The sequence below is a fragment of the Azohydromonas caseinilytica genome, from assembly GCF_012927045.1.
Taxonomy (GTDB): domain Bacteria; phylum Pseudomonadota; class Gammaproteobacteria; order Burkholderiales; family Burkholderiaceae_C; genus Azohydromonas; species Azohydromonas caseinilytica.
Map to the genome: position 1 here is coordinate 243,996 of NZ_JABBFW010000008.1, position 14,819 is coordinate 258,814.

Genomic DNA, 14,819 nt, shown 5'->3' on the forward strand with positions numbered 1-14,819 from the left:
CCGCGCCGTCCCGGCGCAGGGTATGACGCGGGGCAAGGCTCCATGCAGCGCCCTGGTACGGCTGTTGCAAAGGAAACGGCCATGAGTGCACACATTCCCGTGGTCTGCAGCACCCGCAACCCGCACCTGGAGCGGCTGGGAGGTCCGCAGGCGGTGGCCCGCCTGGTGGACGCCTTCTACCTGGCCATGGACACGCGCGAGGACGCGCGCGCCATCCGCGCCATGCACGCGCCGGACCTCGCGCACACCAAGGCGATCGTGGTGAAGTACCTGGTGGAGTGGATGGGCGGCGAGAAGGCCTACAGCGCCGAGCGCGGCACGCCCATGCTGCGCCGGCGCCACCATCCCTTCGACATCGACGCCGGCGCCCGCGGCGCCTGGATGGCCTGCATGCGCCAGGCACTGGCGCAGACCTGCACCGACGCCGGGCTGCGCCAGGAGCTCGATGCGGCGTTCTGGAAGATCGCCGACCACATCAAGAACACCATCTGAGCGGCGCGCGGCCCCTTGCCGCCACCGAGCCGTCCACCTTCCACGTTGAGGCCGACATGCCGATCTACGACTACCACTGCCCTGCCTGCGGCCAGGACTTCGAGCTGCTGGTGCGCTCCAGCACGACGCCCGCCTGCCCGCAATGCGCCTCGGCGGCGCTGGAGCGGCGCGTGTCGCTGACCGCCCCGCAAGGCAAGAGCAAGGCCATCATCGCGGCCCACCGCCACGCCGCCGCGCGCGAAGGGCACTTCAGCAACTACAGCGCGGCCGAGCGGGCCCGGCTGCTGAAGTGAGCACCCCGCAAGCTGCGCAGGGCACGGAGGCCGCCGACCGCACGATGCGTTGCTTCCTCACCTACAGCGGCGTGAAGCTGCCGCTGCAGCTAAGCCAGGAGCTGCACCCGGCATCGCTGCGGCACCGCAACACCTACTTCCGCGCCGAGTACGACGCCCAGGGGCGCATGCGCCGCTGCGACAAGATCGTCTACGGCGAGGTCGAGATGCGCCACGACTACGCCTACGACGCGGCCGGCGCGCTGCGCGAGGCCGTCATCACCTCGGCGCACGAGGACGAGCCGCAAGTGCTGGTCTTCGGCGCGGGCTGAGCGCGGGCCGTCAGCCGCGTGCCCGGCTGCCCAGCGCCGCCGCGATCGCCTCGGCGCGCGCCTGCAGGGCCGCTTCCTCGCCCAGCCCCGTGACCTCGGCCGCGCGGCTGGCCTCCAGCGCCAGGCGCAGCCGCACCGCCCTGGGGTACTGCTCGTGCTGGTGGCCTTCGAAGGCGGCCCAGTCGCAGCCGCACAGCAGCAGCAGCTGGTCCAGCCGGACGGGATGCTCGCGCGCCTGCACCCGCTCCAGCAGTTGCGCGATGGCGCCGGCGCGCATGTCGCTCATGCGGTGGACGCGGTCGCATTCGTCCACCGCCAGGTGCGCCATGGCCAGGGCCTCGGCCGGCACCGCGGCGCGCTGCGCCAGCGCGTCGATGGCGGCATGCGCGCGCTGCTCATGCCCGTGGTGGTGCGGCCAGATGTCCGGCGGCGTGCCCGACTTGCCGGTCTTGTGCATCAGCGCGGCGAAACGCAGCGCCAGCGGCGCCTCGGCCCGCGCCGCCTCGTCGATGAAGCGCCACTGGTGCTCGCCCACGTCCACCCAGCGTGGCCCTTCGCAGAGCTGCGGCACGCCGAACAGCGCATCCAGCTCGGGCAGCAGCTGCGGCAGCGCGCGCGCCTGGCGCAGCGTTTCCAGCGCGCCCGAGGGGCGCGGCGCCATCAGCGCGGCCGCCAGCAGCGCCCAGTGTGCCTGGGCCGTCATGCGCTTGAGCCGGCCGCTGGCGGCGGCCAGCGCCAGCGTCGTGACATGCGCGGCGTCGGGCTGCTCCTCGCTGCAGTCCTCCAGGCAGCGCAGCAGGTCGTTGTCGGTGCGTGTGGGTTTCATCATCCGGCAGGCAACATCGGGGCCATGGGTGCGGCGCGTCCGGCCATGGCATGCCGCAGCGCCCTTGGGGCGGCCGCGTGCGCCCCTGTGCGGACGCGGCCGATCGTGAAGTCGAGCCTAGGGAGCCGGCCGGCCCGCCGCGTCGGTAGATTCCGCAACTGCCGGCGCCTGATCGCAGCGGCCTTGTGCGGGATCAAAGCCGCCGCGCCGGCGCCCGGCCGCCGTGAGGCGTGCAGCGCCGCCTTGGCGGGCCGTGCCGGGCTTCAGGCCGCCTCCAGCACCGCGGTGAGGCGCCGCAGCGCCTCGCAATGGCGCCGGCCATGGGCACGCAGCGCCTCGCGCAGGCGTTCTGCCTCCTCGGGCGGCAGCTCGCGCTCCAGGGACGCGGCATAGGCCTGCAGCGGGCTGTGCACGAGCCGGCCCCGGTACGGCGCCTCGAACTCGTGCGCCCGCACCTCGGGCGCGACGGCCTGGAACACCGAGCGCAGCGACCACGAGCCCGCCATCGCCGGGTGGTAGTAGTGGTCGCGCAGCAGCGCGAACAGGTCCACCACGCGGGGCAGCAGCGCCAGCAGCGCCGGCCCCAGGTCGCCGAAGCGCAGCGCCAGCTCGCGGATGCGGTTGCGCTCGAAACCGGCGTTGTAGGCCAGGATCGGCCCCTCCTCGTCCATCGCGTCCACCAGCGACGCGGCAAAGGCGCGGCGCGGATCGCCGTCGGCCCCGGCCAGGAAGCCGCTGTGCCTGGGGCTGCCCTCGGCCGTCTCCAGGTCGCAGCTCCACTGGAAGGGCAGCCCCTGGTAGGGCTGCGTGCCCGGCCAGGGCGGCACGGCGAAGCCGATGGTCTCGAAGCGCAGCCAGCGCCGCGGTCCGGGCAGCGTGCGCAGCGCCGCCGCGGCACCCGGGTCCAGCACCGGCTGCCCGTGCTTCACGGCGCGCGCGGCGCGGCGGTGGCGCGCCGCGGTGAGGCGGTGCAGCGGCACGCCGCGCAGGTCGGCGTAGCCCTCCGCGCGCAGCTCGGCCGCCAGCTCGCGGCCCACGATGTCCAGGCTCGTCCGGGCGTCGGCCAGCGCCGGCTCCGCAGGCGGCAGGCCGCACTGCGCCAGGTGCTCGCAGCGCCCGCTCGCGCCCGGGCCGCCGCAGGGCGCGCCCAGCGGCAGCGCCGGCATGGCGCCGCGTTCGCACTGGCGCATGGCCACGATCCACTCGCCCACCGGCCGCGTGCCCAGCACGGGCGCCAGGTCCATCTCGCGGTACAGGCCGGCGTAGCAGCCCAGGCCCGGATAGACGAAGCTGGTGTCGATGAGCAGCAGCCCGGCGCTCTGCACGCGCAGCGTGTTGCGCGCCATCACGTACAGCCACAGCGCCACGGCGTCCACGTCGGCCTCGCTGCCGGCCGTGGCATGCCGCACCCGGAACACCTTGAAGCCCTGCAGGCCGCGCGTGACCAGGTCCACGCGCACGCGCACGCCCTCGTCGCTGGCGAAGCAGGCGCCGGCCACGCCCCAGCCTTCTTCCGACTGCGCCCGCACGTCCACCAGCAGCCGCTCGGTGAGGTCGATGGCCTGCTGCCACTCGTCGTCGGTGCGCGGCGTGGGTACCGTGACCAGCCCCGGGTACGAGGCGCGCAGCGCCGTGGCGGCAGGGCCCCGGACGATGCGGTCCACGCCGGGCTCGGTCTCCGGGTAGGTGGCCTCGGGGGCGGCATGGCGCTGCAGCCAGAAGCGGCGCACACAGGCGCGCCAGCGCCGCAAGTCGTCCTCGGCCAAGGCAATGATGGGTTCCAGCATGGCTGCCATGGGATGGGATTCCTGTGAGAGAGCAACAAACGCTGCTGCGGACACGATTTCTACAAACGTGACAAGGCCGTGTCCAGCACAGCAGCGAACTACCCCATGCGATGCAAGCGGCGTGCACAGTCGCGATTGAGATGGCTCAAGTTGCAGCCGCAGCCATGTCTCTAAGGTGGGTGCCACCATGCACCCCGACCAAGAATTCTTCCAGGCGCTGCACCGTGCCTTCGACGCCACGCTGGCCGATTTCACCGGCGCACCGCCGCTCATCGACGCGCTGCTGTCACAGGCCTTCGACAGCTTTGCCGGCAACGTCGCGATCCAGTGCCGGGACGAACCGCCGCTGGCCTGCGCGCGCGGCTGCTCCACCTGCTGCACGCTGCGCGTGGGCGCCACCGCGACGGAGGTGCTGCTGGTGTCGCGCTTCCTGCGGGCCGTCACGCCGCGGCTGCTGGATCGCGGCATCGACCTGGTGGCCGGGCTGCGTGCGGCCGACGCGCGTACCGCGGGCCTGCCCGAGGCGGCACGCGTGGCGCTGCGCCAGCCCTGCCCCTTCGTGGCCCAGGGCGCCTGCGTGATCTACGGCGTCAGGCCCCTGGCCTGCCGCGGCCACGCTTCGCACGACGTGAGCGCCTGCATGGACGCGGCCTCGGGCCGCCTGCTGCAGGTGCCGCACAGCGAGGGCCATCGCCAGGTGCGCTCGATGGTGCAGAACGCCATGCAGTCCTCGCTGCGCGATGCCGGGCTGGCCTGGGGCATGTACGAGCTCAACCGCGCGGTGCTGATCGCGATGGACGACGAGCACAGCGAGGCGCGCTGGCTGCGCGGCGAGGACGTCTTCGCCCCGTCCGCGCTCGCGGAAGTGCCGGCGCGGGAGATGGCCGAGGTGTTCGACCGGCTGCGCCCGCACTGACGCCGGGCCGCAGGCCCCGATCAATTCCTGATCTTGCGCCCCTCAGATGCGCCGGCAACCAAGCAGGCGCTCGTTCACAAGATGCATGTGCCACCAGATCCGCTCCCCGGGGCCGGTGCACGCGCTGGCCTGTCCCGGCGTCAAGGCAGCGCCAGCGACACCGTCACGGTGAAGGTGCTGCCCTGGCCCGGCGTGCTGTGCAGCCGCACCGAGCCGCCCATCAGCTGCACCAGGCGGTGCACGATCGACAGCCCCAGCCCGCTGCCGCCGAAGCGCCGCGTGGTGTAGCCCTCCGCCTGCGTGAAGGGCTCGAAGATGCGCCGCTGGTGCTCCGGCGCGATGCCGATGCCCGTGTCCGCCACCTCCAGGCCCAGCGTGCTGTGCCCGCCCTCGCGCCGCAGCTGCGCGGCGCGCAGCGTCACGCTGCCCTCGGCGGTGAACTTCACTGCGTTGCCCAGCAGGTTCAGCAGCACCTGGCGCAGCCGCACCGGATCGCCCAGCACGCTGGACGGCAGCTCCGGCGCGGGCTCGAAGCGCAGGGCCAGGCCCTTCTGTCCGGCCTGCGGCGCGACGAGGTCGCACACCGACTCCAGCAGCGGCAGCAGCTCGAAGCGGGTGTGCTCCAGGTGCAGCGCGCCGGCCTCGATGCGCGAGAGGTCCAGCACGTCGTCGGTCAGGCCCAGCAGTTGCGTGCCGGCCTCGCCGATGTGGCGCACGAACTCCTGCGCCCTGGCCGGCAGCTCCATGCGCGCCAGCAACTGGCTCAGCCCGATGACGGCGTTGAGCGGGGTGCGGATCTCGTGGCTCATGTGCGCCAGGAAGGCGCTCTTGGCGCGGTTGGCGGCCTCGGCCTGGACCGTGCGCTCGCGCAGCGCCTCCTCCATCTGCTTGCGCTCGGTGAGGTCGGTGACGATGCACAGGATGCCCTGCACGGTGCCGACCTCGTCGCGCAGCATGCTGATGCTCAGCAGGCCCGGAAAGCGCGTGCCGTCGGCGCGCAGGTAGATGCGCTCGCCGCGCCGGCCGCCGCCGGCGGCGGCCGTGTCGCGCGGCGTGCCCGCGCCGCCGTCCGGCCGGCTGTGCGGGGCCGGCGCGTGGGCCTGCTCCTGGTCGGAGATGTCGGTGATGAGCCGGCCCAGCGCCTGCGCCTCGGCCATGCGGAACATGGCCTCGGCGGCGGGGTTGAAGGAGGTGATGCGGCCCTTCAGGTCGGTCGTGATGATGGCGCTGGCGGCGCTGTTGAGGATCGCGCCCAGCGCGGCGGTGCGCTCCTGCACCCGGCGCTCCACCGCGGCGTCGAACTCGGCGTCGCCGGGGCGCGGGCCGCGCCGGTCGCGCAGCGTCGTCATCGCCCCGGTGACCTGCCCCTGCGCATCGCGCAGCGGCGCCGCCGCGACCGAGACCTCGACCAGGCCACCGTGGCGGTTGAGCCGCCGCGTGCGAAACGGTGCCACGTCGCGCCCCTGCTGCAGTGCCTGCTGCACGCGCCGCGCCTCCTCGGCATGCTCGGCCGGCACGGTCAGCTGCAGCAGGCAGCAGCCCACGGCCTCGTGGGCGCTCCAGCCCAGCAGCCGCTCCGCCGCCGGGTTCCAGGCCGTGACCAGCCCCTGCACGCTGTGCACGACGATGGCGTCCTGCGCGCTGGCCAGCAGCGCGGCCCAGCCGCCCTGCGGGTCCGGCATCACGACGGGCAGCGCCGCGCCGTCCCGGGCGGGCGGCGTGGCGGCATTGGGTGGTTGAAGCTCATGGACCCTCACCTGAGGGATTGTCGTTGAGGCGCGGTACTCTCCGCTGCGGCGGGTCCAGCCGCCGCTCAGCGCAGCACGTCCACGTGCGGCTGCAGCAGCACCACGTCGCTCTCGGCCAGCGCGACGCAGGGCAATGTGAAACCTTCGGCCTTTTCATCCGGGGACAGCCCGGGCCATTCGACGCGGTAGCTCACGCGTCCTTCGCTGACGCGGGCGATGCACTCGCGGCAGGTGCCGTTGCGGCACAGGCTGCGCAGCTTCAGGCCCTCGGCCAGCGCCGCCTCCAGCAGGCTGCACCCGTCGGGGACGCTGACGCTGCGGCCCAGCGGCTCGATGCGCAGCGTCCGGCTCACGCTTGCGCTCCCCGGTCGGCGCGCAGCCAGCGGTGCAGCGCCTCGCCCGCGAGGCTGTGGATGCGCCCGAAGCCGGCGATGAGCCGTGCCGACACCGGCTGCAGCGCGAAGAGCTGGAAGTCACCCAGCTCGAAGGTCTGGGCCGCGTCCGGGAAGCGCGCCAGGTACTGCGCCCGCGCCGCGGCGTACTCGGCGCCCTCGCGCGCCAGCGGCGCGGCGTCGGCCTGCAGCGACACGCGCGGCAGGGCCTGAGGCGAGGCGGCGCCGGTTTCGGCCGTCACCAGCAGCCCGACGCGCGCGTGGTCGAGCATGTCGCGCGTGTGCGTGGCCAGGCCGCTGACGTGGATGAGCAGCCGCGTGTCGCCGGCCGGCAGCACGAAGGGAACCATCGAGACGGCGGGCTCGCCGCGGTGCAGCGTGGCGAGCGCGGCCACGGGCCGCTCGGCCAGCAGGCGGCGCAGCAGGGCGGAGATGTCGTCATCCATGGGGCGGGATTGTGGCCGAGCGCCACGCCCGCCCGCCCGACGCCGGCGCGCATGTCATGCCGCCGGCATGGGGCGGGCTGCCGGGGGCTGCCGGGGGCGGCCGCGGCCCGAGGCCCCGGCGTTCAGATCTGGATGCGCGTGCCCAGCTCGACCACGGCGTTGTCGGGCAGCCTGAAGAACTCGGCCACGCTGCCGGCGTTGCGGCTCATGGCGGCGAACAGCCGTTCGCGCCAGCGCGCCATGCCCGTGCCGGGCGTGGGCACCACGGTCTCGCGGCTGAGGAAGTAGCTCGTTTCGAAGGGCGACAGCCGCAGTCCCTGCGCCTCGCACCCGGCCAGCGCCCGCGGCACGTCGGGCACCTGCATGAAGCCGAAATGCAGCGCCACGCGCCAGAAGCCCTGCCCCAGCGGCTCGACCTCGGCGCGCCGCTGGTCCTCGATCCAGGGCACGTCGTGGAACACCACGGTCAGGATCAGGTTGCGCGCGTGCAGCACCTGGTTGTGCTTGAGGTTGTGCAGCAGCGCGTGCGGCACCGTGTCCGGGTCGGCCACCGTGTAGACCGCCGTGCGCTGTGCGCGCGGCGTCGCGCTGCCGGGCAGCGCGGCCACGAACTCCCGCAGGGCCAGGCCCTCGCTGTGGATGGTCTGCAGCAGCAGCGCGCGTCCGCGTTCCCAGGTGCTCATGAGCGCGAACAGCGCCAGGCCCACGGCGAAGGTGAACCAGCCGCCGTCGAGGAACTTCAGCGAGCAGCCCGCCACCAGCAGCGCATCCACCGCGAGGAAGAAGGCCGTCGCTCCCAGCGCCAGGCCGCGCGGCAGCCTCCAGCCGTGGCGGACCACGAAGTAGGTCAGCACCGTGGTGATCAGCATCGTCACCGTCACCGCGATGCCGTAGGCGCCGGCCAGGGCCGAGGAGCTGCCGAAGCCCAGCACCACGCCCGCCACGCCGGCCAGCAGCGCCCAGTTCACCGCGGGCAGGTAGATCTGTCCGGCCTCGCGCGCCGAGGTGTAGCGCAGCGCCATGCGCGGCAGGAAGCCGAGCTGGATGGCCTGCTTGGTCATCGAGTAGGCGCCGGAGATCACGGCCTGCGAGGCGATGACGGCCGCCAGCGTGGCCAGCACGATGGCCGCCGGCACCCAGGCCGCCGGGAACAGGCGGAAGAAGGGGTTCTCCAGCGCCGCGGGCTCGGCCATCAGCAGCGCGCCCTGGCCCAGGTAGTTCAGCGCCAGCGCCGGCAGCACGAGGACCGTCCAGGCCAGCCGGATCGGCGCGCGCCCGAAGTGGCCCATGTCGGCGTACAGCGCCTCGGCCCCGGTGATGGCCAGCACGATGGCGCCCAGCGCCGCGAACACCTGCCAGCCGCGCTCGCTCAGGAAGGCCAGCGCCTCCAGCGGATTGAGCGCGGCCAGGATCGCGGGCTCGCGCGCGACCTGCGCCAGCCCCGTGGCGGCCAGCGTCACGAACCACAGGCCGATGACAGGCCCGAAGGCCGCGCCCACGGCGCCGGTGCCCAGGCGCTGCACCGCGAACAGCGCGCCCAGCACCGCCAGCGAGGCCGGCACCACCCAGGGCTCCAGGCCCGGCGCCGCCACTTCCAGGCCTTCCATCGCGCCCAGCACCGAGATGGCGGGCGTGATGACGCCGTCGCCGTAGAACAGCGTCGCGCCGAACAGGCCCAGCAGCAGCAGCGCGCGGCGCCGCGCCGGGGAAGCGCGCACCGCGTGCGCCGCCAGCGCCGTGAGCGCCAGCGCGCCGCCCTCGCCGCGGTTGTCGGCGCGCAGGATCAGGATCACGTACTTGAAGGTGACGATCAGCATCAGCGCCCAGACGATGGCCGAGCAGGCGCCGATGAGGTGCGGCCGGTCCAGCGGCACGCCGCCGGCGGGGTGGAACACCTCCTTGAGCGTGTAGAGCGGGCTGGTGCCGATGTCGCCGAAGACGACGCCGATGGCGGCCAGGGTCAGCGCGGGCAGGCCCTGGCGCCGCGGTCCCGTGCCGTGGGCCGTGTCCGAAGGCAGGGGGTGGGCAAGAGGTTGTGACATGGGCCCAGCGTGCCGGGCCGGCCATCAGGAACGCATAAGGATCAGGCGGGCGCTTCCGCCAGCCGGTAGCCCACGCCCGGCTCCGTCAGCAGCAGCTGCGGCTCGGCGGGGTCGGGTTCGAGCTTGGCGCGCAGCTGCGCCATGTACAGCCGCAGGTAGTGCGTGTCGGCCACGTGCTCCGGGCCCCACACGTCGGCCAGCAGCTGGCGGTGCGTGACCACGCGGCCGGCGCTGCGCACCAGGCGGGCCAGCAGCGCGAACTCGGTGGGCGTGAGGTGCACCGGCGTACCGTCGGCGCGCACCTCGCGCCGCTCCAGGTCCACCCGCAGCGCGCCGTGCTCGTAGCGCGTCACCGCCGGCGCCAGCCGCGTGCCGCGGTGGCGCAGCGCCACGCGCATGCGTGCCAGCAGCTCGCCGATGCCGAAGGGCTTGACCAGGTAGTCGTCGGCACCGGCATCGAGCAGCCGGATCTTCTGGCCGTCGCTCTCGCGCGCGGAGATCACGATCAGCGGCAGCCCGTGGCGCCGGCGCAGCGCCGCCAGCAGCGTCTCGCCCTCGCCGTCGGGCAGGCTCAGGTCCAGCAGCACCAGGTCGGTGCCGGCGTCGTCGGCGTGGCGCGGGCGCCGGCCCAGGTGGGCCAGCAGCGCCAGGCCCTCGGCCAGGCTGGCGGCGGTGACCACCTCGTAGCCCTCCACCGCCAGCGCGTCGCGCAGCATGGTGCGCAGCTCGCGGTCGTCCTCCACCAGCAGCACGCGCAGGCTCATCGCGGCGCTCCCGCCGGCGCGGCCGCACCGGCCTGCGGCTCCGGCCCGTCGGACGCGACCCCGCCCGGTGCCGCACCCTGGTTCTCGGCATCCTCCGGCGTCGTGGAACCCGGGGCCGTGCCGGCTGCCAACGGCGTGGCCGGCTCCTCGACCGGCGGCGGCGGCGCCAGCGGCAACTCGCATTCGAAGCTGGTGCCGCCGCTGGCGCGCGGGCGCAGCCGCAGCTCGCCGCCATGGGCCCGGGCGATGGCGCGGCACACGGCTAGGCCCACGCCGGCACCGCGCCGGGCGCGTCCGCCGCCGGCGCTGGCCGGCCGGGGCTCGCCGCGCTGGAACACCTCGAACACCTTCTCGCGCCAGGCCGGCGCGATGCCCGGGCCGCGGTCGCGCACCGCGAACACCAGGCTGCCGCCCCGCCGCTGCGCCGTCACTTCCACCGGCGCGGGCGCGTCGCTGTACTTCAGGGCGTTGTCCACCAGGTTCTCCAGCAGCTGCGCCAGCAGCAGCGCGTCGCAGCGCAGCAGCGGCAGCCCGGGCGCAAGCCAGGCCCGCACGCGCCGCGCGGGGTCGCGGGCGCGCACACGGCGCAGCACCGTGCCCACGATCTCCTCGGCCGATTCCCAATCCAGCTGCAACTGCACGCCCGGGGCATCCAGCCGCGCCAGCTGCAGCGTGTTGTCGGTGAGGCGGCTGAGCTGGGTGGCCTCGTCCAGGATGGTCTGCGCCAGGCGCCGGCGCTGCTCGGGTCCGAGCCGCTCGCCCTGGTCGCGCAGCGAGGAGGCCGCGCCCATGACGGTGGCCAGCGGCGTGCGGTAGTCGTGCGAGATGGCGGCCAGCAGCGCGTTGCGCACGCCCTGCGCCTGGGCCTGCTCGCGCGCGGCCTCGGCCGCGCGCTGGGCGTGGCCGCGCTGCAGCGACAGCCCGGCCTGGTCGCACAGCGCCTGCGCCTGCAGCCGCAGCGCCTCGTCGGCCTGCGGCAGCGCGTCCAGCCGCACCACCGCGGCGCCGAACGCCGCCTGCCGGCCGCGCAGCGGCAGGTACCACTGCCGCAGCTCCGAGTGGCGCCCCGTGCCCGGACCGAAGGCGCGCGCCTGCCGCAGGCAGTGCCACAGGCCGCCGAGCTCGTCGGCGCTGGGTTCGCCCAGCAGCAGCACGGCGGCCGGGTCGTCCTGCGGCGGCAGCGCGTCGCGCAGCACCATCAGCAGCGGGGCCGTGCCCAGCTGCTGTGCCAGCGCCTGGCGCAGCAGCTCGGCCTGCGGCGCGGGCGCGTCGGCATCGCGCAGCGCCTCGCCGAAGCGGCGCAGCAGCTCCGCCTGGGCGGCGTGGTGGCGGGCGCTCTCAGCGAGGCGGCGCTGGCGTGCCACCAGCACGGCCACCAGCAGGCTGACCACCAGCATCACTGCCAGCAGCAGCGCGTCCTGGCGCAGGTCCACGGTGAAGGTGTGGCGCGGCGGCACGAAGGCCCAGTTGAAGCCCACCACCGCCAACAGCGTCAGCAGCAGGGACGGCAGCGCGGGCAGCCACAGCGCGGCCAGCGCCGAGGCCAGCACCGGCAGCATGGCGAGATTGGCCAGGTCCACCCGGCCGTCCAGCGCCAGCAGGGCGGCCCAGGCGCCCGCCCACACGGCCAGGGCCGGAATCCAGCGCAGGGCCGCGTGGCGCAGTGTGGGGGCGGCGTGTTCCATGGCACTTAACGTAGCAGCCGCGGCGTCAGGAAGGCATAAGGAGCCGCGCTGGCCCGGGCGCGGCCAGCGCCCGCCGGCGCGCCAGGCCCGACACTTGCCGCCCCGAGGCCTCGCGCCCCGTCCCGGCAGCCTCACTCACTTCTCCAGTCCCGTTCATGCCCTTGTCCCTCGATCGGCCCGTGTGGGCCGTGCGCCTGCAGTTCTTCGTCAGCGGTTTTCTCTTTGCCACCTGGGGCGTGCACGTGCCCACCGTGCGCGGCCACTACGGCCTGAACGAGCAGGCATTGGCGCTCACCATGCTCGCCGCCGGCATCGGCGCGTTGTGCGGCCTGGCCTTCGCCGGGCGCTGGGTCGGCCGCTGGGGGCCGCAGCGGGTGGCGCTGCTCACGGGCATGGGGGCGGCGCTGTCGCTGACGGCGCTGCTGGCCAGCCAGGTCTGGCCGCTGCTGCTGGCGACGATGTGGGTCTTCGGCGCCGTCGGCAGCATCTACGACGTGGCCATGAATGCCGGCGGGTCGGCGCTGGAGCGCGTCAGCGGGCGCCGGCTGATGAGCCGCTTCCACGCCCTCTTCAGCTTCGGCGGCATGGCCGGCGCGGCCTTCGGCAGCGCGCTGCTGAAGCTGGAGGTGGCGCCGGTGCTGCACCTGGCGCTGGTGGGCGCGGCCTCCGTGGCGGCCGTGCTCTGGGCGACGCGGCCGGTGCTGCCCGCGGCAGCGGAGGAGCCCCCGGCCTCGGGCAGCCACGGCCGCCCGCGCGGCGTGCTGTGGGTGCTGGGCGTCCTGGCGGCGATCGGGCTGGTGGCCGAGGGCGCGATGTACGACTGGAGCGTGCTGTACATGCAGCGCGAGCTGGGCAGCGCGCCGGCGCTGTCGGCGCTGGCCTATGCCAGCTTCTCGGTGGCGATGGGCCTGGCGCGGCTGGTGGGCGACGCGGCCCGGGCGCGCTGGCCGGCGCACCAGCTCATGACCGCCAGCGCGCTGCTGGCCGCCGCCGGCATGGCGGCGGCGCTGCTGGGCCGGCACCCGGCGCTGGCACTGCTGTGCTTCGCGCTGGTCGGCCTGGGGCTGGCCAATGTCATTCCCGTGCTCTTCGCCGCCGCCTCGCGGCTGCCGGGCGTGCCGGCGGCGCAGGGCATCGCGACGGTGTCCTCGCTGGGCTATCTGGGCTTCATGGGCGGGCCGCCGGTGATCGGCTTCATCGCCCAGCACCGCTCGCTGACGGCCGGGCTGGCCACGGTGGTGGTGTTCTCGCTGCTGCTGGCGCTGGTGGGCGGCAAGGCGCTGCGCCCGGTGGCGCGGGTCCGTACCTCGCGGGCCTGATGGCGCCGCTAGGCCGTGGATGCCTGCGCTGCGTTCTGCAGCACCTCGGTGGCCCACTGGTTGAGGCTCTTGCCCGCAGCCTGGGCCGCGACCAGGGCCGCGCCGTGCACCTCGGGCGGCACTCGCAGCAGCAGCCGTCCTGAGGCCGGCTTCTCCGGCTTGATGCCCTGCTCCTCGCAGTCGCGCAGGAAGTCGTCAACCGCGGCTTCGAACTCGGCGCGCAACCGGGCCACGTTGTCAGCGTGGAAGCTGATGATCGTGCGCAGGCCCAGAACGCGTCCGACGAAGATGTCGTCGCGCTCGTCGAAGTCGATCCGCGCCGTGTATCCCTTGTGGGTCATGGTGTTCATGGCTTGATTCCGGCTCTCTCCAGCAATTCCCGGGCTTCCTCGACTTGGTAGCGCTTGGCCTCCTTGCCCGGATGCGGCCGGTGGCAGCGCCACTGCTCGCCCTTGAGCTCGATCTTCACGCGCGAGCCCTCCCGCTCCGTGACCGTTCCGCCGAGCGCGATGACCAGCGCCTCGATGTCCGCAAAGACGATGGAAGGAGATGTGGGTTTCGCAAAGACGGCAGCAAGGGTCTTGCGGTGCTTTGCGTTCATTCGCGGAATGCTAGCAAGAAGTGATATCAGGAGCGGGCATCAGGTCCGTTGGGATCGTTCCCAACTGGGAACGCCACGAGATTGGCGCTGGCCGGGCCGGCGGGTTCAATGCGCCAACCTCAATGCCCCGTGCCGGAGCCCGCCATGTCCTCCCCGATCTCGACCTCCAGCAGCGCCCTCTCCCTCGGCGCCTGCCCCGCCAACGGCCAGTCCCACCATGCGCCCGGCGAGGACGTGCGCGTCACGCGCGCCGACGGCCTGGCCGGGCTGCTGGGGCTGGTCCAGGTCGAGGTCAACGGCCAGACCCGCACCATGACCCAGGCCGAGCTGGAAGCCTTCCAGCGCGACCAGTGCGACCAGCCCGGCGGCGACGCCCGGGTGCTGCGCTCCGACAACCACCGCGAGCTGCTGCGCCAGTCCTTCGAGAGCGTGTTCCAGCGTTGCCCGACCGAGGGGGCGCTGGACCGTGCCGGTGCGGCGCTGGCGCGCCCCGACGGCCTGGAGGCGCTGCCGGGCGGCCCCGACCCGAAGCTCAAGCAGGACTACGACAGCCGCCTCGCCGCCCAGGGCCGCACCACGGTCCAGCTCGACGGCTTCAAGCCGCCGGGTTGGGAGGCGTCCGGCGGCAACCCGGCCGCCTGCTTCAAGCTCGCCAGCGCCGGGGCGCAGCAGACGGCGCATGCCGGCGAAAGCGTCGTCAAGGGAGGCGGCGTGATGCTCTACGAGAGCACGGCCCGCCGCATCCAGACCGACGCCACCGCCAGCCGGCTGGCGCTGGACCAGATCAAGGCCCACATCGACTCCGGCCGCGCCGTGGTCGCTGGCGTGAACGAGCCGTCCAACGGCACGGTGGTCAATCCGCACAGCCAGCCGGTGACGGACCACTTCGTGGCCGTCTACGGCTACGAGATGGACGCGGCCGGCAAGGTCACCGCGCTGCTGGCCAAGGACAACGCCGTGGCCGGCACGGCGGAGGTGCGCTTCGAGGTCGGCGCCGACGGCGCCATCACCAAGCCGGCCGAGCCCAAGCGGCGCGAGGAATACCTCAGGCAGGAATACCAGATGTCCGAAGTGCGCTTCCACGACTCCCTGAAATACACCGGGGCGCTGCTGCCGACCAACGACGCGGGCCAGCGGATGTTTTGGTGAATCGATTCGCGGGAAATGGACGGGGCCGTAGCCTCATTTCGTGCCGGC

At 73.9% G+C, this 14,819-nt stretch carries 16 protein-coding genes; 6 read left to right on the forward strand and 10 right to left on the reverse strand.

Annotation, left to right across the window (positions count from 1 at the left end; genetic code table 11):
- Window positions 1–81: 81 nt before the first annotated feature.
- The 3 genes from HHL10_RS14145 to HHL10_RS14155 are packed head-to-tail and all read left to right on the forward strand — an operon-like array spanning window position 82 to window position 1,096.
- Window positions 82–492, forward strand: coding sequence for a group II truncated hemoglobin (locus HHL10_RS14145; RefSeq protein WP_169161013.1), 411 nt, complete (start codon window positions 82–84; stop codon window positions 490–492).
- Between the two features lie 56 nt (window positions 493–548).
- Window positions 549–785 carry an FmdB family zinc ribbon protein gene (locus HHL10_RS14150; protein WP_169161014.1) on the forward strand — a complete coding sequence of 79 codons (237 nt, stop codon included), beginning with the start codon at window positions 549–551 and terminating at the stop codon, window positions 783–785.
- Complete coding sequence (locus HHL10_RS14155; protein ID WP_205833036.1) at window positions 782–1,096, forward strand: DUF6156 family protein; 315 nt, start codon at window positions 782–784, stop codon at window positions 1,094–1,096. The genes HHL10_RS14150 and HHL10_RS14155 overlap by 4 nt, the downstream gene beginning before the upstream one ends.
- Before the next feature lie 10 nt (window positions 1,097–1,106).
- On the opposite strand, the gene HHL10_RS14160 is transcribed toward HHL10_RS14155, so the two are convergent.
- Window positions 1,107–1,922, reverse strand: a complete 816-nt coding sequence (locus tag HHL10_RS14160) for a tRNA nucleotidyltransferase (protein WP_169161015.1) — start codon at window positions 1,920–1,922, stop codon at window positions 1,107–1,109.
- Between the two features lie 263 nt (window positions 1,923–2,185).
- Window positions 2,186–3,718 (reverse strand): DUF2779 domain-containing protein, encoded by a 1,533-nt coding sequence (locus HHL10_RS14165; RefSeq protein ID WP_169161016.1) that lies wholly within the window; start codon window positions 3,716–3,718, stop codon window positions 2,186–2,188.
- A 178-nt stretch (window positions 3,719–3,896) separates the two neighbouring features.
- On the opposite strand from HHL10_RS14165, the gene HHL10_RS14170 reads away from it, so the two are divergent.
- Window positions 3,897–4,625 carry a YkgJ family cysteine cluster protein gene (locus HHL10_RS14170; RefSeq protein WP_169161017.1) on the forward strand — a complete coding sequence of 243 codons (729 nt, stop codon included), beginning with the start codon at window positions 3,897–3,899 and terminating at the stop codon, window positions 4,623–4,625.
- Window positions 4,626–4,765: 140 nt separating this feature from the next.
- Here HHL10_RS14170 and HHL10_RS14175 read toward each other — a convergent pair whose 3' ends face one another.
- The 6 genes from HHL10_RS14175 to HHL10_RS14200 form a co-directional block, all read right to left on the reverse strand.
- Window positions 4,766–6,382, reverse strand: coding sequence for a PAS domain-containing sensor histidine kinase (locus tag HHL10_RS14175; RefSeq protein WP_169161018.1), 1,617 nt, complete (start codon window positions 6,380–6,382; stop codon window positions 4,766–4,768).
- Window positions 6,383–6,438: 56 nt separating this feature from the next.
- Entirely contained in the window at window positions 6,439–6,726 is a 288-nt protein-coding gene (locus tag HHL10_RS14180) for a 2Fe-2S iron-sulfur cluster-binding protein (RefSeq protein ID WP_310734594.1), read from the reverse strand.
- Window positions 6,723–7,211, reverse strand: a complete 489-nt coding sequence (locus HHL10_RS14185; protein WP_169161019.1) for a HugZ family pyridoxamine 5'-phosphate oxidase — start codon at window positions 7,209–7,211, stop codon at window positions 6,723–6,725. Before HHL10_RS14185 ends, HHL10_RS14180 begins: the two co-directional genes overlap by 4 nt.
- Window positions 7,212–7,333: 122 nt before the next feature.
- Window positions 7,334–9,253: a potassium transporter Kup gene (locus tag HHL10_RS14190; RefSeq protein WP_169161020.1), complete on the reverse strand. Its 1,920-nt coding sequence runs from the start codon at window positions 9,251–9,253 to the stop codon at window positions 7,334–7,336.
- Window positions 9,254–9,294: 41 nt separating this feature from the next.
- Window positions 9,295–10,017, reverse strand: coding sequence for a winged helix-turn-helix domain-containing protein (locus HHL10_RS14195; protein WP_169161021.1), 723 nt, complete (start codon window positions 10,015–10,017; stop codon window positions 9,295–9,297).
- Window positions 10,014–11,702: a sensor histidine kinase gene (locus tag HHL10_RS14200; protein WP_169161022.1), complete on the reverse strand. Its 1,689-nt coding sequence runs from the start codon at window positions 11,700–11,702 to the stop codon at window positions 10,014–10,016. The genes HHL10_RS14195 and HHL10_RS14200 overlap by 4 nt, the downstream gene beginning before the upstream one ends.
- 155 nt (window positions 11,703–11,857) lie before the next feature.
- On the opposite strand from HHL10_RS14200, the gene HHL10_RS14205 reads away from it, so the two are divergent.
- Complete coding sequence (locus tag HHL10_RS14205; RefSeq protein WP_169161023.1) at window positions 11,858–13,021, forward strand: MFS transporter; 1,164 nt, start codon at window positions 11,858–11,860, stop codon at window positions 13,019–13,021.
- A gap of 8 nt (window positions 13,022–13,029) precedes the next feature.
- Here the strand turns inward: HHL10_RS14205 and HHL10_RS14210 are convergent, their stop codons facing one another.
- Window positions 13,030–13,371: a type II toxin-antitoxin system HicB family antitoxin gene (locus tag HHL10_RS14210; protein ID WP_169161024.1), complete on the reverse strand. Its 342-nt coding sequence runs from the start codon at window positions 13,369–13,371 to the stop codon at window positions 13,030–13,032.
- A complete protein-coding gene (locus HHL10_RS14215; protein WP_169161025.1) occupies window positions 13,368–13,622 on the reverse strand; it encodes a type II toxin-antitoxin system HicA family toxin in 255 nt (84 codons plus the stop codon). The genes HHL10_RS14210 and HHL10_RS14215 overlap by 4 nt, the downstream gene beginning before the upstream one ends.
- A 144-nt stretch (window positions 13,623–13,766) precedes the next feature.
- On the opposite strand from HHL10_RS14215, the gene HHL10_RS14220 reads away from it, so the two are divergent.
- Window positions 13,767–14,771: a hypothetical protein gene (locus HHL10_RS14220; protein ID WP_169161026.1), complete on the forward strand. Its 1,005-nt coding sequence runs from the start codon at window positions 13,767–13,769 to the stop codon at window positions 14,769–14,771.
- The last annotated feature ends 48 nt before the right edge of the window (window positions 14,772–14,819 follow it).